Origin of the sequence: Chryseobacterium culicis (assembly GCF_900108365.1) — a bacterium.
GTDB lineage: Bacteria > Bacteroidota > Bacteroidia > Flavobacteriales > Weeksellaceae > Chryseobacterium > Chryseobacterium culicis.
Genome location: NZ_FNWQ01000003.1, coordinates 269,027 through 292,230, shown reverse-complemented (window position 1 = coordinate 292,230; position 23,204 = coordinate 269,027). Strand labels below are relative to the sequence as shown.

Here is a 23,204-nt window from a genome sequence, read left to right as displayed (position 1 = left end):
AAATTGTCAGGTTTTTTCATATTTAAGGAGATATTTTGGACACTATTGTAATTTATTTTCTATTTTTGTATAAAGTTGACTAAAAATAGATTAAGTTGAATTTATTCAAGAGGATTGTAAGCAAACTTACCAACCAGCCTGAAGAAGAGGACAAACAGAGCCTGGAGAAGCTTGGGGATTCGCTGAAAAATGCGGATCTTGACTATAAGTTTGCGCAATTATTTACGCATTCGGGAGGATTTTTTAATTATTGTGCAGATGAAGCGGAGGCTCTACAAACTTTAAATCAAATTATCAAAATAGAAGGGATTCATAACCTTTTCTGTTGGGATAAAGAACTTCAGAACTTTTTGAACGTTGTGAAGTCTGCCTACACTTCAGAACTGCAGCCATCTAATGATGCCGCTTTCATCACCTGTGAATATCTGATTGCCTATGATGGCAGAATAATGCTTTCACATAATAATATTCTTCATTATCATTCTTCAAGGCTTCCCGATAGAATTATCATCATTGCCAATGTTTCTCAGATTGTAAATAACCTGAATGATGCTATGGGAAAAATAAAAAGAAACGGAAATATCAAGAACCTTACTTCCATCAGCGGAAGCCAGTCTAAAATGGACAGCTCTTCGAATTCCAATACAAAATTATTTTTATTGCTGCTTGAAGATTAAGCAACCACTTCTAAATTTTAAATCTTGGATAAAAATCTCATTCAAAGAACCGTATCAGGTATCGTTTATGTAGCCATTATTATTCTTTGTTCTACTCCGTTGGGAGCACAGCTGCTGAACACTATTGCACCTGGCCTTGCCAAGCAGCAGTATCTATATCATGGATTAATGAGTTTGCTGCTGATTGTAGGGACATGGGAATGTGTCAAAATCATGAAGTTTGGAAACGGCTATGAAAAATGGGTTGTATATCCATTGGTTATTTTTATATTTTACATGTTTTCCAAAAGATATTTTAATCACGATTTCTTTTTTGATTTCAGGCTTAGCGAAATACTGGCCCTGGCGCTCATTGGGATTGCTGTGGTTACTTTATTCAAATATCCTAACGAATTATACTTTGACAGCGGGAAGCTTATTTTTACCGTTATTTATGTGGCGCTGCCATTCAGTTTTGCATTAGGCCTGCCAAAGTTTTCCAGCTATACAGACAGCTTCTCTCCGGAGGTACTGTTTCTGTTTATTCTCATCTGGAGTAGTGATACTTTTGCGTATCTGGTAGGAAAGTTCTTTGGAAAACATAAAATGGCACCTAAAATTTCTCCTAAGAAAACCTGGGAGGGATATGCCGGTGGTGTAGTGTTAACATTGGTTTTATCCTATTTTATTGAACACTATCAGCCCGAGCTGAGAGGAAACTGGATGATTGTAGGATTTCTGGTCGCTGCTTTTGCTCCGTTAGGTGATCTGGTGGAGAGCCAATTGAAAAGAAATTTCGGTGTAAAGGACAGTGGAAACATCATTCCTGGGCACGGCGGAGTTTTAGACAGACTGGATAGTTTTATTATCTGCGTTCCTGTCGTATATTTGTACTTTATTTTAGAAAAATTTATTTAGTCTCATGAAATTACATAGAGAATCAAAAGGAACAATTACTGTAGCAACTCTGGTTTTTATTATTCTGGGAACGCTGGCAATTTATTTCCTTAAAATGTGGTCCCTCGTGATCATTATGCCATTGTTGGTTATTTACGGTTTAGTTTTTTGGTTCTTCAGAGTTCCGGATCGTAATATTCTGGATCACAAAGAAAACGTAATCGCTCCGGTAGACGGTAAAGTAGTAATGATCAAGGAAGTGGATGAAGATGAATTTATCAAAGGAAAAGCCATCCAGGTTTCTATTTTCATGTCTCCGCTAAATGTGCATATCTGCAGATATCCGGTTTCAGGGGATGTGATTTACAAAAAGTACCACCCGGGGAAATATCTGGTAGCCTGGCATGAAAAGTCTTCTACCGAGAATGAAAGAACTACGGTAGCAGTGCAAACGCTGACCAATCATAAAGTGGTTTTCAGGCAGATTGCCGGATACGTAGCCAGAAGAATTGTTTTCTATTGTAATGAAGGCGATAAAGCAAAAGCAGGACACGAGTTCGGATTTATTAAATTCGGTTCCAGAATGGATGTATTTCTTCCTCTGGACTCTGAAATTATCTGTAAAATCGGAGATATTACAAAAGGGGGTGAGGATGTTATTGCCAAGCTAAAAGAAAATTAATATTAAAATTACGATACAATCAAAAGAGATCCTTTACGGCTCTCTTTTTTTATTAGGTAAACAAAGCCGTGTTTGAGTGTTTTAAGTTTAATTACGCATGCGTAATATTGCGTATCGGAACATGAATGCTTTTTCATTGAGATCAATAATTTTGCATGCTTAAAAACACAAGCTTCTGTTTTTTATAGTGATGTACGATAAATAGCTGTTGATTTTTATCATAATAGTATTTCATTTGATCATTGTACTGCTGAATTTTAGTAAATTGTAGCTGGAAAAACACCTTCATCATATTCTTTTTAATGCTGAAAAAAGACTGACATATCTCGTTTTGTAAGTTTTATTTGCGTAAAAGGCTGTTAATATTGGGAAATTTATTCTTTCAGGAGTACAAATGCCAACTTAAGCTTGTGAAAGCATAAAAAACAACAAGATGATTTATAAGTTTTTCTTTAAGATGATCAATGACGAAGCTGAAAAGACGGATGATGATTTTGATACTAATTATCTTCATCTTATTAATCGGTATCTGCTTTTGTTATTTTTCATATTTCTGTTTTATTCTATTTTTATCATTACTTTTTTTGGAGATATGTTTATCTCGATATTCCTCACCGTTATCACTTTTTTCTGGTTGCTTTTAATGGCTGTCAAAGGGAAGACGAAGCGGTTCAGGAATACGCTGAAAGGAGCTGTAATCTCTATATTTTTTTTGCTGACTTTTATAGTAAGCTTTTTTAATATTTATACCTATAAAAATGCAGGGGTAGAGTATTTTTACTTTTGTCTCCTCTTTGCGGTTCCATTTTTTTTGAACTATAAAAAGGATTCTTTTTCTATCTTTTTTATTACGTTTATAATTTGTATTAATTTTGTTGGATGCCTGTATTTTGACTTTGATTTTCTTCCGAAAAGCCAATTTATAGAAAAGGAAGATTTTAAAACCATCAAGCTGCTGAACATCTTATTCTCCACAGCATCGTTTCTGATGGATATTGTTTTTATTACCCAGAAAGATCAGCTGATTCATGGTTTGATAACAGATAAAAAACAGAAGGATTCTACCATTAAGGATCTTGTAAAGACCAACGCAGAGCTCATGAAGCATCAAATGCTGATCAATCATCTTTCTGAAGAAAATATCACAGAAATCCTGAGCCTTGCAGAAAACAATTCACCAATGTTTTTTGAAAAATTTCAGGTGTTTTTCCCTCATTTCATTCCGGGTATTTTGAAAATCAATCCCAATCTCATTCATTCTGAGCTGTATTTCTGTGCCTTGATGAAACTTGATTTTGATACCAAAAAGATCGCACAGTGCACCAATAACAGTATCCGGGCTGTAGAAAGTAAAAAATACAGAATCCGGAAAAAGCTTAATATTCCCTCAGAGATCAATATCAATAGCTTTCTCATTAAAATTTAAATGAAATTCCGATTTTTGTTACGTATACGTAGTGTTGAGTAGTATTTTATGAGGTAATTTGATCATCTTGTCGATAATTTTACTTAAAAATATCGTGATGAATATCAAGAACATTCATATCGGGAGCCTCATAAAATCCAAAGTGGAAGAGCATCAGATTTCAATGGAAAGAATCTCCAGATTTTTTGAGAGTACGGAAGAAGAAGTGGAGCAGATGTATCATGCGAACAGTATGGATACCGATATGCTGCTGAAATGGTCTAAACTCTTAAGGTTTGATTTCTTTAGATTTTATACAGGCCATTTGATTTTATATGCTCCGCAGTCCAGGATTGATAATGTATTCAGGCAAAAGGAAAATACTTTAATTTTCAGAAAGAATATCTATACACAGGAAGTGAAGGATTTTATACTGGATAAAATAAAAACCGGAACGATGAGTGCCAATGACGTTGTGGAAAGGTATAAAATTCCTAAAACCACCTTATACAAATGGATGAAAAAAATATAATATGATTCCTGATTATAAACAGATTTATACTGACATTCTGGAAGAGAAATTTCCGGAAAAATTAACAGATACAGCTCTCATACTTAAGCTGGATACACTGCACTCAGCTTTTGATATTCTTAAGTTTAACCAATTGATTTTTGGAGAACCTGAATATACCGTGGGGTTTAATAGCCAAAGGCTTCGATCTTACGATGAAGCCTCCATTTTAAAAATTCTGAGATATCAGAAACAGAATGAACTTACTAATCTTCAGCTGGGCAGACAGTTTAAGATAAGCCGGAATACAATCGCAAAATGGAAAAATATTTTTAAGCTATAATTGTGATTTGTGTAATGTTACTATTTTATTTTTTAAAATAAATAATTCGTAAACTGTTTTGTGTTGTTTTGTCTAATATTTTTCAATTTATGGTTGGATTTTGTTGAATAACTCAACTTTTTCTTTATGTTTTTTTTCAGGTGTAAGATATTGGTATTTTGTGAGTTTTACTACGCGTGAGTAGTATTGAGTAGTAAAAAATTAACCTGTAATTGCTTGTGGTTGATAATTTTGTGGTAGTGAAATACAATGGATTGAAATTTTTAATTATTAAACAATTATGATGGAAACAAAATTTACAATGTCCTCAATGAAAGTCTTGGTCATAGCAATGCTTTTTATTTTTGGAAAATCTTATTCACAAGCCAATAATGGTGCTGTAGGGATTAATACTACTACCCCTAATTCAAATTCTGTTTTGGATGTTGTTTCGGGAAATAACAACAAAGGAATATTGATTCCGAGGTTAACGGAAGCACAGCGAAATGCCATGACCATTGATCCGTCCAAAGATGACGGTCTGACAGTCTACAATACCACAGAAGACTGCTTCAATTACTGGAGTCTTGCGGATAACGAATGGAAAAGTGTCTGCGGACAGATGGGAAAAGCAGTTTTTACCGTAGACTGCTCTGCCTCTAAAGCTGTGGGAAGCTACGTAAAAGGAAAGGAGCTTACCAATTCGAATTACCTGAGCATTGCCGTGAATGTGACAAAGCCGGGTAACTATACTATTTCCGGAACCACTACGAATGGATACAATTTCTTTGGTACAGGAGTATTTCTTAATACCGGTACACAGACAGTACAGATCCCGGGGCAGGGTAACCCTCAGAATATCCAGGTAGATAATGTATCACTGGAAGCCAACGGAACAGCTGTTTCCTGTAGTCCGGCAGTCTCTGTTGCCGTGTTGAGTCCCGCAGGAACATACACCATGGGTTGTGGCTCTGCAACAGTAAATGGCGTCTACAAAGTAGGAACTGCACTTACAGCGTCTAATACAATCACTTTACCTGTGAATGTTGCAGCAATGGGAAGTTATACCATTTCCACCAATACGGTTGATGGCATTTCTTTCAGCGGTTCCGGAACGTTTACAGCTACCGGAAACCAGAATGTGACCCTGCAGGGAACAGGAACTCCTGCTTCCACCACAGTGAAAACAATGACCATTACTTCTGACAGCCAGGGAGGAGTTTCTACTACATGTTCTGTAAATGTAATTGTGGTTGTTCCCAAGAAAAAACTTCTAACCATCGGAACCGCTCCAAATGGTTGTGGATACAACGTATCCGGAACTTCTCCATCCGGGATGGTAACCAAAGCTGCTGCTAATTTTGGAACATTGGCCAACAGTATTGTAAAATACGAAGGATGGGATCAGATCATAGACGGTACAGACAGCCCGAGTGCCGCGCAGCTCACAAGCTGGACAACCGGAACTAATCCTGTAGATATAATTGTAATAGGATATGCATGGGGAATGAATGCTGCAGAGGCACAGGTATTAAGAAATTATCTGGCAAAAGGAGGAGTAATTGTTGCGTATTCTGAAAGTAACAGCGGAATGCAGAATCTTTTAAGAAATGTTTTTGATGGATCAGTAAATACAGGAAGCGTAAACAGCGCAGGTGCTATCTATAAACTGCCAATGACCAATGATGAAATCCTTAATGGACCTTTCGGAGATATCAGAGGATTACAATGGGGAGAAGATGCTTCTGCTACTACATATGCAACCGGATTACCTTCAAGTGAAATTACAGTATATTCGGGAGATACCAACATCTCTACAGCTTCGCCATCGGGAACCGTAGGCCGTGTAACTGCATTTAAGCATAATACATTAAACTTCATCTGGGTAGGAGATGGCGGATTCAACTCTCAGTGTGGAACCGTTACTGCTCCGAATACATCAGATACAATATGCCCATTCTATGCAGATACGAACTATAAGCCCATTCCTAAACCCAACTATGGAAACGGAGCAGCTGCTTATGAGATGAATGTGTACAACTCAATATTCTATGCCAATGCCCTTGCCTGGGCCATTAAAAAGGCAGAATTCAGCGGAATAAACACAAAATGATAAAGTTTTTAAAGAATGCTCCGGTACGATGACTCGTACCGGAGTTTTTTATTTTATATATCTTTTAACCTCTTCTGTAAGGCTTAAGATAAGTTCTACAGGAATATCTTCGTCAGCATCAATAAGAAGGATTTTGAACTTCTTTCTGCCGTCCTGAATCAGTTCGGGATGATCAAGTCTGTCACCGTGATAAAAACTCAGATAATGCTTTTGGTATTTTTTACTGTAATAGAAGTAGCACAGCATTTTCTTTCTGTATTTGATAAACGGAAGCCCGAAACTGAATGTCTCTGTAATGTGTTCCGGATCCGAAGCTAAAATAGCATCACGTAAAAATAAAAGAGTACTTCTTTCAGGCTCTTGAATGCTGTAGAAATACTCTTGTATAGGGTTCATTTAATTCAATTAAAAGATTAGTCGAAGTTTTGAAGTTCAACAAGCTTGTGATACATTCCTCTTTTGGCAATCAGGTCGTGGTGAGTTCCCTGTTCTACAATATCCCCTTTTTCCATCACTACAATCCAGTCTGCTTTCTGGATGGTTGAAAGACGGTGGGCAATCACTAAAGAAGTTCTGTTTTCCATCATTTTCTCCAGTGCATCCTGTACAAATCTTTCAGATTCTGTATCCAGTGCAGAAGTGGCTTCATCCAGAATCATAATGGGCGGGTTTTTCAATACTGCTCTGGCAATAGAAACCCTCTGCTTCTGGCCTCCGGAAAGCTTACCGCCATCATCTCCGATATTGGATTCATATCCTTCAGGAAGTCTTGTAATGAACGCATCTGCATTGGCAATTTTAGCCGCTGCAATTACTTCTTCTCTTGTGGCATCAGGCTTACCCATCAGGATATTATTGTAAACGGAATCATTGAATAATACAGACTCCTGGGTTACCATTCCCAATAGCTTACGGTATTCCTGTAATTTTAAATGCTTGATGTCTGTTCCGTCAATCAGAATTTCTCCTTCCGATACATCATAGAATCTTGCTAAAAGGTTGGCAATCGTAGTTTTACCACTTCCGCTCTGTCCTACAAGAGCAACCGTTTTTCCTTTGGGAATAGAAAGTGAGAAGTTTTTAAGGATGGTATGGTCTTTATCGTAGAAAAAGCCAATATTGTTAAATTCAATGGAATGATTTAATGTAGAGATAGGAACAGGATTAGGGATTTCATCGATCTTCACATCAGCATCCAGAATCGCCAGTACTCTTTCCAGAGAAGCTTCCCCTTTCTGTACATTGGAAATAGACTGGGATAAACTTTTCACCGGAGGTAAAATCTGGAAGAAGATACCCAGGAAAACAAGGAAATCCGCAGGCGAAATACTTTGTTCAACAATAATTTGTTTACCGCCATACCAGGCGATAATTAAGAAGGTTACCGAACCTAAAAATTCGCTCATCGGAGAAGCAAGTTCCTTCTTTCTCCCTAAGCTTATTGAGCTGTTGATCCATTTCTGCATAGACTGCATAAAACGGTTGTCCATTATTTTTTCTGCACTGAAAATCTTGATCACTTTCGTAGACTTCAAGGTTTCGTCTACAATAGAGAAAATATTTCCCATTTCATTCTGCGCTTCGTGAGAATCTTTTTTCAGGCTTTTTCCGATTAATGCGATCATGGTTCCCATTACAGGCAATACTAAAAGAGAGAAAAGCGTCATCTCTGTACTTAAAAAGAAAAGCGTTACCAACGTGCTGATCAGCATGAAAGGTGCGTTGATTAATTCAACCAAACTTCCTAAAATATTACCTTCCACTTCGCCCACATCATTGGACATACGGGACATCAGGTCTCCTTTTCTGCTTTCTGTAAAAAAGGAAACGGGTAAAGACAGAATTTTTCTGTACATCGCTCCACGAAGGTCTTTAGTAACCCCTACACGGTAGTTGATCAGTAAAAATGAACCTAAATACCTGAAAAGGTTTCTCAGCAAGAACATAAAAGCCGTTACCACACAAAGCCAGGCCAAAACGTTAAGTGCACCATGCTCGGTTACTAAACTCTGAACATAATAATTGGCATATTCCTTTGCATAAGAGAAGAAATCAAGAATTTCTCCTGAATAAACAGGCGGGTGGCTGTATTTTTTAGCCTCTATGGTTCCGAAAAGCATCCCCAAAACCGGTAGAATAGTTCCTAAGGAAGCAATCTGAAACACAGAGTACATAAGGTTGAAAAACAAACTTCCGTAGATGTATTTTTGGTGAGGTCTTGCGAACTTTAGTATTTTAATATATTGGTTCATTCAATAAAAAAATTGGATAGCAAAATTACGTAAAATTAAAAGATAAGACGTTCTTAATCCTGTTTTACTTTACAGGATAAGTTCCAAAAAATGTCTTTTTGTTACAACCAGGGGCAGTCAGACTTTGTTTTTTTGAATAAGCAGGCCTGGAAATACATTAATAAGAAGATGACTGGGTAAGAAAAAAACCGCTGAAATAGCGGTTTTGTATCTTTGCTTGACTTAAAACTTCACCTGGTCGTTGTACTTCGGAGCAAAATTTTTCGGACTCAGCTTATCCAGTGTTTTTCCAAAGTTATTGATGATCTGCGTCAAATTATCGAAATCTACGATGTTGATATCATCATTTTCGTGGTGGTAATGAGACGCTTTTGTCATATCTACAGTAGAGAAAGAATGGGCAATAATTTTCTTTTTGACAAAGCTTACATTATCTGAGCGGTAGAACAGCTGCTGTTTTGCATAAGGATCTGCATTTATTTTGAGTCCATTCACTGCATTTTTGTTGAAAAGCTCATCAAGATCAGAGAATCCGTCTCCTGTCATATATAAAGCATTTTTTCCCCATTGGGATTCTGTAGCTACCATTTCAAAATTGAAAAGTGCGGTCATCTTATTATAGATAGGATCTAAATTTTTATCTGTTGAAATAGCTCTTGAACCCAGCATTCCTTTTTCTTCCCCATTAAATGCCATAAACACCATAGAGAATTCCGGTTTTTTATTTTTAAAATAGTCGGCGATACCTACTAAAGTGGTAATTCCGCTGGCATCATCATCTGCTCCGTTATAAATATTGTCTCCGGTTTTATCACTGGTTCCGATATGATCAAAATGCCCCGAAAATCCAAGATACCGATCTGTTTTTCCTTTTTTTAGACCACAAACGTTATAAACTGTTTTTCCATTATAATCAAATGGTACGAGGTAAGATGTTCCGGTGCAGTATTCCAGATTATTTTCTTTGAAAAGCTGAGCAATATACTGGGCAGCATTCTCATTTTCCTGAGTTCCGATTTCCCTGCCTTTCATCTCGTCTGATGCAAGAGTAGACAGAACTGTCTTTACCTTTTCCTTGGAAACTTCCTGCGCAAAGGTAACGATGGAGAAAAGTGATAACGTAAAATAAGTTAGCTTTTTCATTGTCTTTTATTGAGAGTTATATAATCTGTAGCATTTTTAGCTAAAATGTTGCATGAATGTACATAAATTAATTGATTTGAGAGAACAGATGGTATTATAAAGATAGGACAAATAAAAAAACAGCTTCTAAAAAGAAGCTGTTCTCACTCAAAAAATCGTTGTAAGGCTATCGAAGTCTGTCTACAGATTTCACGAGCCTCTCATCTTTACGGATGTAAACGTTTGCTATAAGCAGACAGATTACCGCAATCAATGGGAAAATCGGCTCAATACCCTTCTCAGGAAAATGAATTCCTCCGGATAAGTTTAGTAACCAGTACGCCAATACACCAATCAACAAAACGTTTATAATGATGCTGACAGTATTCAGCAAAATTTGTCTTTTTCTGTTTTTGAAACTAAAAACACTTAATGCTCCAATGATAACAAGCACTATACAGCTTATCGTAAGTAAAGGAAGACTGTCTGAAATGACAACATCCTGACCTGTTATAAAAAGGAAAACAGCAGCTAATACTGCTAATAAAGTCCATATGGTTTGTATTCTCTGTAGCATTGAATATTAAATTCTTGGCAAAAATAACATAAATTTTGCACAATTCAAAAATAAGTGTAGATTTGCATTATACAATGTACTTGAAAACCAAAGTCGCCGGACTTACTTTTCTTACTCACAATTAATTACATTTTTACATAAATATGTTTAACATAGAAACGTTAAGGTCAAAATCCGTAACGGAACTGACTAAAATCTTAAAAGATTTGGGCGTTAAAGTTGCAAGAACCAGCAATGAAAATGACAAGATCTTTGCTATTCTTGACTTTCAGGCTTCTAACCCTAAAGTTGCAAAAGATTATTTCAACGCCACAGAATCTGCCAGTATAACTACTGAAGAGGCTCCAGCAGAAAAACCTGCTAAAGCCCCGGCAAGAAAAGCTGCTCCGAAAAAAACGGCAGCCAAGCCAAAAACAAGCGTAAAAGCTCCGGCAGAAGAACCTAAAGCAGAAGAACCCGCAGAAGAAAAGGTTCCAGTTTCTGAAGAAGCAAAACCGGAAGAACCCAAAGCTGAGCCAGCTGCAGCAACAGAAGAACCCGCAGCAGGCACGCAGGTAAAAAAGAAAAGAAAAAGAGTTTCTACCAATACAGGTAACGCTGAAGTATCCCAGGAAAGAACAGAAACTCCAAAAAACACAGAATCCCAAGAGCCTGCTCAGGCTGAAGAAAAGCCTAACAATCCTCAACAGCAACAGGCTAACAGACCTCAAAAAGGACACAACCATCCACAAAACAGTGGAAACCAGCATAAAAATCAAAATCAAAACCAGCACCAGCAGCATCAAAACCAAAATCAGAATCAAAACAGACATTCTGAAAAGGCAGAGGAGCAGCATGACCATAAAAAAGAATTCAATTTCGATGGATTGGTAAGTATTGAAGGTGTTTTGGAGATCTTACCGGATAACTACGGATTTTTACGTTCTTCAGATTTCAGCTATATCTCTTCTCCGGATGATGTGTATGTATCTACAGCACAAATCAGGAATTACGGTTTAAAAACGGGAGATACCGTGAAAGGAATTGTAAGGCTTCCAAAAGAAGGAGAAAAATACTTTTCACTATTAAAACCCACAGAAGTAAACGGACGTGATCTTGCATTCATCAAAGACCGTGTTGCTTTTGAATACCTTACTCCGCTTTTCCCTGAAGAAAAATTTAATTTGGCAGGAAGCAATTCTACGATTTCTACCAGAATTGTAGATTTATTTGCGCCTATCGGAAAAGGTCAGAGAGCAATGATCGTTGCACAGCCTAAAACAGGTAAGACGATGTTGCTAAAAGATATTGCAAACTCTATTGCAGCCAACCACCCGGAAGTATACATGATGGTTCTTCTGATCGATGAACGTCCGGAAGAGGTAACTGACATGGAAAGAAGTGTAAATGCAGAGGTAATTGCCTCTACATTTGATGAAGCAGCAGAAAAACACGTAAAAGTAGCCAACCTTGTTCTTGCCAAAGCACAAAGAATGGTAGAATGCGGGCATGATGTAGTAATTTTACTGGATTCTATTACAAGACTGGCCAGAGCATACAACACGGTAACGCCTGCATCAGGTAAAGTTCTATCCGGTGGGGTAGATGCTAATGCTCTTCACAAACCGAAAAGATTCTTCGGAGCGGCAAGAAAAATAGAAGGAGGAGGGTCTCTTACCATTATTGCTACGGCACTGATTGATACAGGATCTAAAATGGATGAAGTTATTTTTGAAGAATTCAAAGGTACCGGTAACATGGAACTTCAGTTAGACAGAAAAATTGCAAACAGAAGAATTTATCCTGCTATCGACCTGATTTCTTCCAGCACCCGTAGAGATGATCTGCTTCTGGATGAAGTAACTTCTCAGAGAATGTGGATCTTCAGAAAATATCTTTCTGAAATGAACCCTGTAGAAGCCATGGAATTTGTCAATAAGAACATCAAAGGAACTTTGAATAATGAAGAATTCCTGATGTCTATGAATAAATAAATTTAATTTAATATTGTTAAATGAAAAGCACGAATCATCTTGATTCGTGCTTTTTATTTTTAAATCTGCAACCCAAAGCAAAAGCTTCGGAGGTAAGCATATCCAAATGTAAACGGCTTTCTTCTCTCTTCAAAATTTTTTCTCCGAAAAATTTAATTCATTCTAAATCAATATATCAATGTTAAAGATTTATTAAAGTAATCCACAATCCTTGATAATACCTTAAATATTGGCTATTTTTGGATTATAACATTAAAAATAAAGATTATGTCATTTGAATTACCAAAACTAGGATATGCATATGATGCATTAGAGCCGACTATTGATGCAAAAACTATGGAAATCCACCATACAAAGCATCACCAGGCATACATTGACAATTTAAATAAAGCAATAGAAGGAACTGAGCTGGCAGGAAAAACAATTGAAGAAATCTGCCAGACAGGTACGGACAAGCCAGCGGTAAGAAATAATGGAGGAGGACACTTCAATCACTCTTTATTCTGGGAGATTTTAACGCCTGGAGGAAGCAAAGAGCCTGTAGGAAATGTAAAAGCGGCTATCGAAAACTACGGAGGTCTTGAAAAATTCAAAACTGATTTTTCTGAGGCTGCGAAAACAAGATTCGGTTCAGGATGGGCTTGGTTGGTGAAAAATGCTGACGGTTCAGTATCTGTATCTTCCACACCTAACCAGGATAACCCGTTAATGCCAGTGGCAGACGTTAAAGGAACTCCGGTTTTAGGATTAGACGTTTGGGAGCACGCTTACTATTTAAACTACCAAAACAGAAGACCTGACTATGTTTCTGCTTTCTTCGATGTTGTAAACTGGGATAAAGTAGAAGAATTATTCAATAAATAATTTTCAGCTATTATAAAAATGAAAAGGTTCAGAATTACTCTGAACCTTTTTTATTAGATGTAATGGTGAAACTATCTTATGGCATCGCTTCCGGATAATCCGTTCATTTTTAATTGATACTTCCAGTTCACATACACGAAAACCTGGTATAATTTATATTCAAACTTGATCCCGTAGTTTTCCTTAGGATCGTAATCTATTCCGGATTCTATAACATTTCTGTATCTCCCGGAATTATAATAGCTGTTCCATTCATTCACCAGAAATGTGTTTTTCGTCTTCAGATAAGATTCTGTGTAATGGCTGATGGGTTTGGCAACGGCACTCAGAAAATAATCAAACTGGGTATCAATGACTGTGAGATCCCATTCTCCTTCTTCGTTTTTAGAAGGCTTCATTTCATTTGACTCTTTATTTTTCTTTGTGCCTTCCTGAGAAAAACAGCTGAAAGGGACCAAAGCAATCATTACCAATAAAATTATCTTTTTCATGATATAGATGTTTACACAAAAAAAGCACTCCAATAAGAGTGCCTAACTTTTCTATGGTTCTTTCTGAAGAACTACAAATGCCGGAAAGTGGTCACTGTAGCCTCCGGTAAACTGATCTCCGTTCCACGACCGGAAAGGATACCCTTTATAATTTCCTTCCTTATTCACTAAATAGGCCGGGGCAAAAATTTCTGCTTTATACACGGAATATTCTTTAGTTACCTGATCTGAAATTACATTTTTAGAAACAATAATCTGGTCAAACAGGTTGGGTGCATCCTGATAGGCAAGAGAAGCAACCCCTTTCTTATATAAAGGATACATCAGATTAAGGTAAGGCGTTTCCTCACTTAAATCTTTTGGGTTTGCCTGAGCTTTCAAATGGTTTTTTAAACTTGGACTTACAGGATCATCGTTGAAGTCTCCCATGGCAAAAAGCTTTGTAGTAGGATCCGCAGCTCTTACACTGTCCATCTGCTGTTTCAGTAAAGCAGCGGCAGCATTTCTTTTAGGTAAAGAAATGGCTTCACCACCTCTTCTTGAAGGCCAGTGGTTCATGAAAAATGCTACTTTCTCATTATCTAAAAATCCTGTTACCACAAGGATATCCCTGGTATATTCTCTTCTTCCGTTGTCACCGTAGATTACCAGTTCTTTTTTTAATGAATTGGTAGGGGTAAATCTTCTTTTCTGATAAATTAAGGCAACATCAATTCCTCTGTAGTCATAAGAATTGTAATGAATGATTCCGTAATCGTATTTTTTTAATACAGGTTCGTTCACAAGATCCTGGATCACCTGTCTGTTTTCCACCTCAATAAGGCCCACCACAGCAGGAGCCGTCTTAGTATACTGTGCTCCCATTTCAGCAATTACCTTAGCTTCGTTGGCGAGTTTTGCTTTATAAATTTTAGTTCCGTAGTTCTTGGCACTCTTTGGAGTAAACTCTTCAGAACCACTTTGTTCTCTCACTACTTTTTTCCCTTTCAAAGCACCATCACTCCAAGGACCGTCATATTTTTCAGCTTCCAAAAACTTAATAGAATCAATAGGTATGCTTCTGTGAAAAGCAGGATTCTTAATGTCTTTGGTTCCGTCAATATAATCTGCAGAGCGAATTGTGTCCCAAAGGTTTTCTACATTTAAGAAACCTATGGTAGCAACTTTTCTCAGCTTTCCTTGTTGTGAAAATACCACCATTGAAATAAGGATGGCAAACAGGCTTAAAAATCTCTTCATTTATTTAGAGTTATTATTAATACTATTTAATTTGCAAATTTACGTCTTTTTAATTCACTGTATTTTAAATATTTGTAAATTTAAAAGCAACAATGCTATCATCATTTATATAATGATTCTTAAAAGTTTGCAATGTTAAGAAAAATTTACGTTAAAAAAGTTGTGAATTATAAAATTTAACTAAATTTGTGCCCCCAACTTTTAAACTGTTGAGAATTAACAAGAAAAGTATTAAAAAATTAATATACTCATGATTAAAAAACTATCATTGATCTCTTTATTTACTTTGCTGCCTGCGTCGTACTATTATGCGCAGACAACAGTGTTTGCGTATCTTAAGGATGCGGATGGCAAGCCTGTGGAGCAAGCAAGTGTAGATTTAAAAGGAGCAGGAAATGATGCAAAGGCAGACAAAATCGGTTATTTCCAATTTACCGATTTGATGCCCGGACATTATCAGATTATGGTTACAAAACCCAATTTCGAAACTAAAATTTTTGAATTTGACGTAACTAGTGATGAGAAAAGAAAAGATCTTGGAGTAATTACTCTTTATTCTGCACTGAATGGTGCAGACCAGGGTTTGGCTATTGTAGAGGATTCGGGAGAAAGTGACAGCGGTGGTGCACAGCAGACAGCAACCGTAGGTTTATTACAGTCTTCTCAGGATGTTTTCAACAGAATTGCAAGTTTCGATTTAGGACCATACTGGTTCCGACCGAGAGGAATTGATAGCAGAACAGGTGAGAATATGATCAATGGAGTTTCTATGGCTGCAGCAGATAATGGAGACGTAGACTTCAGTACTTGGGGAGGTTTGAACGAAATTACCCGTTATCCGGAAATTTCTGCTAACCACGCACCTTCAGAATATGCTTTCGGAGGAACTACCGGTGTTTTTTACAAAAATACGAAAGCCAGCGAATACAGAAAAGGAAGCCAGCTGACCTACTCTCTTACCAACAGAAATTATACCAACAGATTGTCTTACAGATTCTCTTCCGGAATGAATAAGAACGGATGGGCATTTACAGGAATGATCGCAAGAAGATGGGCACAGGAAGGGATCCAGGATGGTACAGCATACGATGCGTACAGTGGATATATTGGTATTGAGAAGAAATTCAGCGACAGCCATACCATGACTTTAAATGCTATTGGTTCTAAATATTCAAGAAGCTCTTCCAGTCCAAGTACTCAGGAAGTATATGATTTCAGAGGCGTTCATTACAACTCTTACTGGGGATGGCAAAACGGAGATAAAAGAAATGAAAGAGTGAAAAGAGGTTTCCAGCCGATGATCCAATTACAGGATTTCTGGAAAATCAACAAAAACTCTCAGTTATGGACTTCTGTTTCTTACCAGTTCGGTAAAGAATACAGCTCAAGGTTAGATTGGTACAGAGCCAACAACCCGTCTCCAACCTATTACCGTAACTTGCCAAGTTATTGGCTGAATTATACCAACCCGTCTCCTGAACAGGCTGCGAACATCGGGATTACCAGAGACTGGTGGACAAATGATGATCAGTCCCACACACAGATCAACTGGGATAATCTTTATAATGCCAACAGAAATGTGGAATACAATGCATTTCTTGGCGGAAGAAGAGCCGCTTATTTCCTTGTGGATGATGTAAAAGACGATAAAGTTTGGAATGTAGCTACTCACTATACTTATAACTTTAATGATACTTCCCGATTTATCTTAAACTTATCGTACCAGAACTACAGATCTGAGCAGTACAGAGAAGTAAACGATCTTTTGGGAGCTGATTTTGCCCTGAATATGGACCCGTTTGCATCCAATACTTCTGCAGGAAGCGTCTGGGGAAAATTTAATACCAGAGAAGGAGACAAGGATGTTGCGAAAAAAGAGGGGGATAAAATAGGGTACAGCTATATTTTCAGAAGACAGGAATTTAAAATTAACCCTGCTTTCAAATTCTCTACAGGAAAATTTGATGTCTTCATTTCAGGATTATTCGGTTATACTACAAACAGCAGAGAGGGATTGTTCCAACACTATCTGTATGAGTCTTCTTACGGAAAAGGAGCAGATCAGAACTTCTGGAATGCAGGGGTGAAAGGTCAGGTAACATACAAAATCAATGGTAGAAACTTCCTGGTGTATAACGGAGCTTACTTTTCACAGTCTCCTTTCCTGAATGATATCTATTTTAATACAAGAGTAAGTGGTGTTACCACTCCGGGGATCAAGAACGTGGTTGTTGATGCAAATGACCTGAGCTATGTAATCTCTACTCCGATCTTAAAACTTAGATTGACAGGTTACCTTGTTAATACTCAAAACGAAACAAGTGTACAAAGATATTTTGCACAGGGAGTTAAACTGACAACGCTTACAGAAAGCGGAGATCAGGCTCCTATTCAGGATGGTGCTTTCATTACGCAGGTACTGGCTGGAGCTAATAAGAGAAACATGGGTATTGAGCTTGGTGCACAGCTGAAAGTGACACCTACTTTAACAGCAAGTGGATTACTAAGCGTAGGACAGTACACTTATACAAACAATCCTACAGTTTATTTTGCATCTGATGCTGTTGGAACTTTCAGAGAACTTGACGGAAACGGAAACATTGTATCAAGATCTTATACGAACATGGGGGAAGCTACGCTTAAAAACTACAGGCAGGGTGGAACTCCTCAGGAAGCCTATACTTTAGGCCTTCGTTACAGCAGCCCTAAATACTGGTGGCTGGGAGCAACGTGGAACTATTTCGGACATTCGTTCCTGGATCCTTCTCCGGTTACCAGAACCGCAAGATTCTATACCAATCCTAATACACCGGGCGTACCTTATGACAATGTAAATGAGGAAGAGCTGGCAAGAGTTCTTACCCCTACAAAACTGCCTTCAGCATTCTTCTTCAATGTGAATGCAGGGAAGTCATGGATGATTGGTAAGTATTATGTATTGGTGTCTGCCTCTGTAAATAATATTCTTAATAACAGAAACTTTATTACCGGAGGATTCGAGCAGACGAGAAACGTTAACTATACTGATTATGCTAATGATTATGACAGCGGAAACATGGTATTTGCTCCTAAATATTGGTATAACCAGGGTAGATCTTATTTTGTGAACCTTCAATTCAGATTCTAAAAAATTAAAATTAAAAATCGAAAACAATGAAAAATATATATTTTAAAGCGGCGGTCTTTAGTGCCATTTCAATGCTGGCATTCTCGTCTTGTGTAAAAACTGATGATTATGATGTGCCTGAAATCAAATGTACCAACAAATTTGCAGCCGCTAACCACCAGTTATCTGAGCTTGCAACCATTGCAAAAGTAAAACCTGCTGAAGCTGATATCATTAAAGAAGATTACATTGTTGAAGCTTATGTGTCTTCAAGTGATGAGTCCGGAAACATCTACAAAATGATGTTCCTTCAGGATAAGCCTGAAAACCCAACTCAAGGTATCGAAATTGATATCGATGGAGGGAACCAGTATCTTGATTTCCCGGTAGGAGCTTTAGTAAGAATCAACCTTAAAGGATTAATCGTTCAGGGTGTGAATGGAAATATTAAAGTAGGTTCTTATGATCCTAACTATCCAATCGGTAGAATTAATCCAAATAAAGTTTCAAACTACGTTGCAAGAGTGTGTGACGGACAAAAGCCAGTTGTAGCTGCAATGAAGCCATTGGAGTTCGCTTCTATCTCTGATGCTCTTAAGAACGGTGCTCACATCAACCAGCTTGTAAAAATTAAAAACGTTCAGTTTGAAGACCCGGAATTAACAAAAACTTTTGCTGATGAGTCAGCTACAGGTGACCGTTATATTACAGATAAAAAAGCAGGAAGATTAGACCTTCGTTTCAGTAACTATGCTACTTTTGCAAAGTCTCCGATTTCTCCTAAATATGCAAAAAGTGGTGATATCGTTCTTCTTTTAAGCCGTTACACAGGTACAAGCAACACGACAACTTATACAGAACAGGCTTATATCAGAACTCTTGATGATATCAACTTCCCGAATGACAGATTCAACCCAGGTGAGCCGGAAGCTCCTTCTGCTTCTGCTGTAAACCTTTTTGCAGGATCTGATTTCGAAAACTGGGCAACTTTCTTAACAAGTGTAAACAGCTTCGGACTTAAGCCTTACGCTACACAAGGGGTTGGATTAGGATACAATGGTACAAATTCACTGCAGATCAAAGGAACTCCTACTGCTAACGATTATGTATTTACCTCTATCGCTGCTACAGGAATTCCGGCTGTGCCGAAAAGAATCACCATGTATATCAAAGGTACTGCAACAGGAAAAACACTTTCTTTCAACGTATATAAAGCAGGTGGAGGTTTCTATGTATTTAACTTAGGTACATTCTCTACTGGGGCTACTTTAGGCGTAGAAAGTGCTAACTCTTACACAGGATCCATCAACACCAACGGACAGTGGAGATTAGTTGAACTTACTCTTACAGGTATTGCTGATATTAACACAACAGCTGGAAAAGATATGTTCGCTATCAAAACCGGAACTGGTGGAGTTTACGATGTTCAGATTGATAACATCAAAATTGAGTAATACATTAGGATAAAATATAGTTCTAATACACTTTATAAAAATCCGGCAGCTTTTCAAGCTGCCGGATTTTATTTTTGATAGTTAGGATAAAGCTTAGTCAGCAGAGAATTTATACTTTTATTTCTGAAAATAAATAGTATTAAAAAATTAAAATGGAATATTTTATTTACGCATTGAATCATACTTATACTGATGAAACCCATACAGTTACCAAATTTCTCGGTTTTTCCAATAGTATTGAAGATATAGAAGATTTGAAAGCTAAAGCAGTTATTCTACCCGGATTCAGAGATTATCCGGAATGTTTTGTTACAGATCATTATATTTTAGATAAAGTACACTGGAATGAAGGATTTAAAGAGGTGATAGGAGAGATTGGCCGTGATTACATTGAAAAAGGTGATGACATAGATGAAAATTGTATTTCAGTGAAAGGGCTAGGCTTAAATACTGTTTTCAGCGTAAGCCATTATTATACAATACACACGTTTCTGGATGATGAAAGATATATTGGAGTATTTTCATCTTTAGAAAAAGCAGAAAATGCTATTGAGGAACTGAAAAACAAGCCTGGTTTTAAAGACCATCAAGATGATTTTAATATCAGTGAGCTTGATCTTGCAACACTTTTATGGAATACAGGATTTGGAAGCGCATAAAAAAAGGAGAACCACTGCATTGCAGTGGTTCTTTTATTTGCGTTTATTTAACCGTAATTGTTGGATCCCAGTAAAAGTAACCGTACAGAATCTGTTTGTTACTGTCTTTAGGATCTAAAATATAAAGTCCAAACTGTACGTAGAAGTTCTCTTTTCCTGTAGATCTTACTTTCGAATCAATACTGGCAAAGCTGATATCCGCAGAGGTGGCAGGAAGGCCGTTTAAAGAATTTACATCCGGTACGGCAGCTTGCTTTCTTCGGACAGAATTATATACAAAATTATTAAAAACCTGATCTCCTGACCAGTATTTAATATTGTAAATAATAACAGCATCATCAGAATTCTGATAAATTGAAGTTCCCCGGAAAGAGACTACATCGCCGGCTCTCGCACTGAAGTTGAGGTCAGCAGAACCTTGTCCTGATATGGCATTGGCATTTGAAACAATCATATGCTGGCTGTTATGGTCAATTCCTACAGGCTTATTGGGATCTGTGCTGGGGCTTTTATAATTTGCCCGTATATAATCTGTGTCAATTACGATCAGGACATCTATTGCCTGACTGGATGAACTAAGTTGTATATCTTCCATGATAAGTAGTTTTGTTTTTTTTCTTACTCGTTGGGCTTTTCAGATTCCGCCCCGTGATTAAAGTGATACGGCTTCACCTGTCGGGTTGTAATTACAATACAAATGTACATTGTTGAAAATGAAAATATTAGAGTGAAAATGCTGAAATTTGGAATTACGTATTTGTACTTAATTAATCTCTTTTGGGTGATTTTTTGTCAATACAAAAAAAATACCCTGGAAAGTTTAACTTTTCAGGGTACCCATTTATAATGGTTAAATCTAATTGTAATTTAAAAAGAAACCTCGTTCACTTCTTTTCCTCTCTGGAAGTTCATTGTTTTCTGGCTGCCTTTATAGGCAATATTTACCAGATTGATCTGCTTAGGAAAAGCGTTTAGAAGAATCGTATTTTTAATTCTTAAGGTATTGATATCTGAAACGCCTCCGGTTTCAAAATATACCCATACAGTTTCTCCGCTGACCTGACTTCCGGTGAAGGTAATCGTTTTGGGAGCACCATTGACAAACACATCAAAATTATTGTTCACATATTTTTTGACTTCTGCCTCAAATCCTGCCGTATTAGGGTTGATTTTTATCGCATCAGAGATATGGCTGGTATTCATTTTTGTGGTAAACTTCAATGTCTTGCTTCCATCAATATAATCCACTTTGGTCATTGAAGAGAAAAAGTCTACATACATAAAACTCATTAACACAAAAAATGTTAAAATTCCTGATATATATAAAAGTTTTTTCATCTTAATTAATAGATTTACAATCATAGTTGTTTGTTATAAGTCACAAATAATATGCCAATTAGAAATTTACATTCACAGAATATTTATCATAAAAAGCCTTAATATGTGCTACAGCCTCATCAGCAGTATCTACCACACGATAAAGATCCAGATCATCTTCTGCAATCATACCTTCTTTTAACAGAGTTGCCTTGAACCAATCCAGCAATCCTCCCCAAAATTCACTCCCTACTAAAACAATCGGGAATTTTCCGATTTTATTGGTTTGAATCAGTGTCATTGCCTCCGTAAGCTCATCCAAAGTGCCAAAACCTCCGGGCATTACAACAAATCCCTGAGAATATTTTACAAACATTACTTTTCTTACGAAGAAGTAATCAAAATTCATAGAGTAGGATTTATTGATGTAAGGATTGAAATGCTGCTCAAAAGGAAGGTCAATATTAAGTCCGATAGATTTTCCTTTTGCATTGAAAGCACCTTTATTTCCCGCTTCCATAATCCCAGGTCCTCCTCCGGTAATAATTCCGAAACCTAATTTGGTAATTTTTTCAGCAATATCTACCGCCATTTCATAATATTTGTTCTCCGGCTTCAGTCGGGCAGAACCAAATATAGAGACACATGGGCCTATTTTAGCCAGTTTTTCATAGCCGTCTACAAATTCAGCCATGACCTTGAAGACCATCCAGCTGTCTTTGGTAATCGTTTCGTCCCAGGTTTTTTGTCTGAAACTGTTATGTAGTTTTGTTTCGTTAATGTCAAGTTCCGGGTTTACTAAACTTTCATCCCTCGTTCCATCAATTTCCATTGCAAAATTTATTTAAAATGTTTCTCGGCTTCTGTTACGGATGATGGTCTTCCGACGTCGATAAGAATACTGTCGTGTACAAAACCATGTATATGCTCGGTCTGCATCAGATCCAGATATTCTTCCATAACAGAAAATTTGCCTGTTCTTTTTATTTTTTCGAAAATGACAGGATTGATGCAGTGAATTCCACTGAAAGCGAGAGCTTTAAAGCCTTTGTTGAATTCAGCCAGCCTTTGTTCACCGGTTTGTACATTCAGCCAGCCTCTCAAAACCATATCATCATTGAAAAGGAGTTTTCTCGAACTTTCTCTGTCCGAAACCGCTAAAGTAGCAAAATCTTTTATCTTTTTGTGGTATTCTACCAATGCATTGATGTTCAGGTCTGTAAGAATATCAGCATTCATGATTAAAAAATCTTCTCCATGATCAAGAAATTTTCTTGCAAAAATCAAGCCGCCACCGGTTTCCAGCAGCTCGTTGGTTTCATCAGAAATTTCTATTTTACATCCGAAATTATTGTTCTTATGTAAAAAATCAACAATCTGATCTCCAAAATGATGAATGTTAATCACAAAATCTGTTATTCCGAAATTTTTCAGATAAACAATATTTCTTTCCAGAAGAGGAACTTCATTTACTTTGGCCAGAGCTTTAGGGTGATGATCTGTAAACGGCTTAAGCCTGGTTCCTTTTCCTGCTGCGAAGATGAGAGCTTTCATAATATTATAG

At 37.2% G+C, this 23,204-nt stretch carries 22 protein-coding genes; 12 read left to right on the top strand and 10 right to left on the bottom strand.

Annotated elements, in window-relative coordinates:
• Positions 1–95 precede the first annotated feature (95 nt).
• The 7 genes from BLW74_RS13030 to BLW74_RS13000 all read left to right on the top strand — a co-directional run bounded on the left by BLW74_RS13030 (position 96) and on the right by BLW74_RS13000 (position 6,586).
• Positions 96–677 carry an LUD domain-containing protein gene (locus BLW74_RS13030; RefSeq protein ID WP_167358424.1) on the top strand — a complete coding sequence of 194 codons (582 nt, stop codon included), beginning with the start codon at positions 96–98 and terminating at the stop codon, positions 675–677.
• A 24-nt stretch (positions 678–701) separates the two neighbouring features.
• Positions 702–1,574, top strand: a complete 873-nt coding sequence (locus BLW74_RS13025; protein ID WP_089692845.1) for a phosphatidate cytidylyltransferase — start codon at positions 702–704, stop codon at positions 1,572–1,574.
• A 4-nt stretch (positions 1,575–1,578) separates the two neighbouring features.
• Positions 1,579–2,235 (top strand): phosphatidylserine decarboxylase family protein, encoded by a 657-nt coding sequence (locus tag BLW74_RS13020; protein ID WP_089692844.1) that lies wholly within the window; start codon positions 1,579–1,581, stop codon positions 2,233–2,235.
• A gap of 433 nt (positions 2,236–2,668) precedes the next feature.
• On the top strand, positions 2,669–3,661 hold the full coding sequence (locus BLW74_RS13015) for a helix-turn-helix transcriptional regulator (protein ID WP_089692843.1): 993 nt from the start codon (positions 2,669–2,671) through the stop codon (positions 3,659–3,661).
• A 97-nt stretch (positions 3,662–3,758) separates the two neighbouring features.
• Complete coding sequence (locus tag BLW74_RS13010; RefSeq protein ID WP_089692842.1) at positions 3,759–4,172, top strand: transposase; 414 nt, start codon at positions 3,759–3,761, stop codon at positions 4,170–4,172.
• A 1-nt stretch (position 4,173) separates the two neighbouring features.
• Complete coding sequence (locus BLW74_RS13005; protein ID WP_089692841.1) at positions 4,174–4,494, top strand: transposase; 321 nt, start codon at positions 4,174–4,176, stop codon at positions 4,492–4,494.
• Positions 4,495–4,774: 280 nt separating this feature from the next.
• Entirely contained in the window at positions 4,775–6,586 is a 1,812-nt protein-coding gene (locus BLW74_RS13000; RefSeq protein ID WP_089692840.1) for an autotransporter outer membrane beta-barrel domain-containing protein, read from the top strand.
• Between the two features lie 48 nt (positions 6,587–6,634).
• Here BLW74_RS13000 and BLW74_RS12995 read toward each other — a convergent pair whose 3' ends face one another.
• From BLW74_RS12995 to BLW74_RS12980, 4 genes are all read right to left on the bottom strand, one after another.
• Positions 6,635–6,982 (bottom strand): DUF1801 domain-containing protein, encoded by a 348-nt coding sequence (locus BLW74_RS12995; RefSeq protein WP_089692839.1) that lies wholly within the window; start codon positions 6,980–6,982, stop codon positions 6,635–6,637.
• A 17-nt stretch (positions 6,983–6,999) separates the two neighbouring features.
• Positions 7,000–8,838, bottom strand: coding sequence for an ABC transporter ATP-binding protein (locus BLW74_RS12990; protein WP_089692838.1), 1,839 nt, complete (start codon positions 8,836–8,838; stop codon positions 7,000–7,002).
• 222 nt (positions 8,839–9,060) lie between these two features.
• Positions 9,061–9,981, bottom strand: coding sequence for a M28 family metallopeptidase (locus tag BLW74_RS12985; protein ID WP_089692837.1), 921 nt, complete (start codon positions 9,979–9,981; stop codon positions 9,061–9,063).
• A 166-nt stretch (positions 9,982–10,147) separates the two neighbouring features.
• Complete coding sequence (locus BLW74_RS12980; RefSeq protein ID WP_089692836.1) at positions 10,148–10,537, bottom strand: DUF4293 family protein; 390 nt, start codon at positions 10,535–10,537, stop codon at positions 10,148–10,150.
• A 143-nt stretch (positions 10,538–10,680) separates the two neighbouring features.
• On the opposite strand from BLW74_RS12980, the gene rho reads away from it, so the two are divergent.
• The gene (gene rho, locus BLW74_RS12975) at positions 10,681–12,510 is read left to right on the top strand and encodes a transcription termination factor Rho (RefSeq protein WP_089692835.1); all 1,830 of its coding nucleotides are present in this window, start codon (positions 10,681–10,683) and stop codon (positions 12,508–12,510) included.
• Positions 12,511–12,777: 267 nt separating this feature from the next.
• Complete coding sequence (locus BLW74_RS12970; protein WP_089692834.1) at positions 12,778–13,374, top strand: superoxide dismutase; 597 nt, start codon at positions 12,778–12,780, stop codon at positions 13,372–13,374.
• 71 nt (positions 13,375–13,445) lie between these two features.
• Here the strand turns inward: BLW74_RS12970 and BLW74_RS12965 are convergent, their stop codons facing one another.
• Positions 13,446–13,865 (bottom strand): DUF6146 family protein, encoded by a 420-nt coding sequence (locus tag BLW74_RS12965; protein WP_089692833.1) that lies wholly within the window; start codon positions 13,863–13,865, stop codon positions 13,446–13,448.
• Between the two features lie 51 nt (positions 13,866–13,916).
• Positions 13,917–15,104 (bottom strand): endonuclease/exonuclease/phosphatase family protein, encoded by a 1,188-nt coding sequence (locus BLW74_RS12960; protein ID WP_089692832.1) that lies wholly within the window; start codon positions 15,102–15,104, stop codon positions 13,917–13,919.
• Positions 15,105–15,354: 250 nt separating this feature from the next.
• Here BLW74_RS12960 and BLW74_RS12955 point away from each other — a divergent pair, with 250 nt between their 5' ends.
• The 3 genes from BLW74_RS12955 (at position 15,355) to BLW74_RS12945 (ending at position 20,323) form a co-directional block, all read left to right on the top strand.
• Entirely contained in the window at positions 15,355–18,231 is a 2,877-nt protein-coding gene (locus BLW74_RS12955; RefSeq protein ID WP_089692831.1) for a carboxypeptidase-like regulatory domain-containing protein, read from the top strand.
• Positions 18,232–18,257: 26 nt separating this feature from the next.
• The gene (locus tag BLW74_RS12950; RefSeq protein ID WP_089692830.1) at positions 18,258–19,664 is read left to right on the top strand and encodes a DUF5689 domain-containing protein; all 1,407 of its coding nucleotides are present in this window, start codon (positions 18,258–18,260) and stop codon (positions 19,662–19,664) included.
• A 152-nt stretch (positions 19,665–19,816) separates the two neighbouring features.
• On the top strand, positions 19,817–20,323 hold the full coding sequence (locus BLW74_RS12945) for a DUF7336 domain-containing protein (protein ID WP_089692829.1): 507 nt from the start codon (positions 19,817–19,819) through the stop codon (positions 20,321–20,323).
• A 43-nt stretch (positions 20,324–20,366) separates the two neighbouring features.
• Here the strand turns inward: BLW74_RS12945 and BLW74_RS12940 are convergent, their stop codons facing one another.
• The 4 genes from BLW74_RS12940 to BLW74_RS12925 form a co-directional block, all read right to left on the bottom strand.
• Complete coding sequence (locus BLW74_RS12940; protein ID WP_089692828.1) at positions 20,367–20,918, bottom strand: inclusion body family protein; 552 nt, start codon at positions 20,916–20,918, stop codon at positions 20,367–20,369.
• 272 nt (positions 20,919–21,190) lie between these two features.
• The gene (locus BLW74_RS12935; RefSeq protein WP_228424894.1) at positions 21,191–21,661 is read right to left on the bottom strand and encodes a DUF6702 family protein; all 471 of its coding nucleotides are present in this window, start codon (positions 21,659–21,661) and stop codon (positions 21,191–21,193) included.
• Between the two features lie 58 nt (positions 21,662–21,719).
• Positions 21,720–22,472 (bottom strand): LOG family protein, encoded by a 753-nt coding sequence (locus tag BLW74_RS12930; protein WP_051934163.1) that lies wholly within the window; start codon positions 22,470–22,472, stop codon positions 21,720–21,722.
• 8 nt (positions 22,473–22,480) lie between these two features.
• Positions 22,481–23,194, bottom strand: a complete 714-nt coding sequence (locus BLW74_RS12925) for a nucleotidyltransferase family protein (protein ID WP_089692826.1) — start codon at positions 23,192–23,194, stop codon at positions 22,481–22,483.
• Positions 23,195–23,204 lie beyond the last annotated feature (10 nt).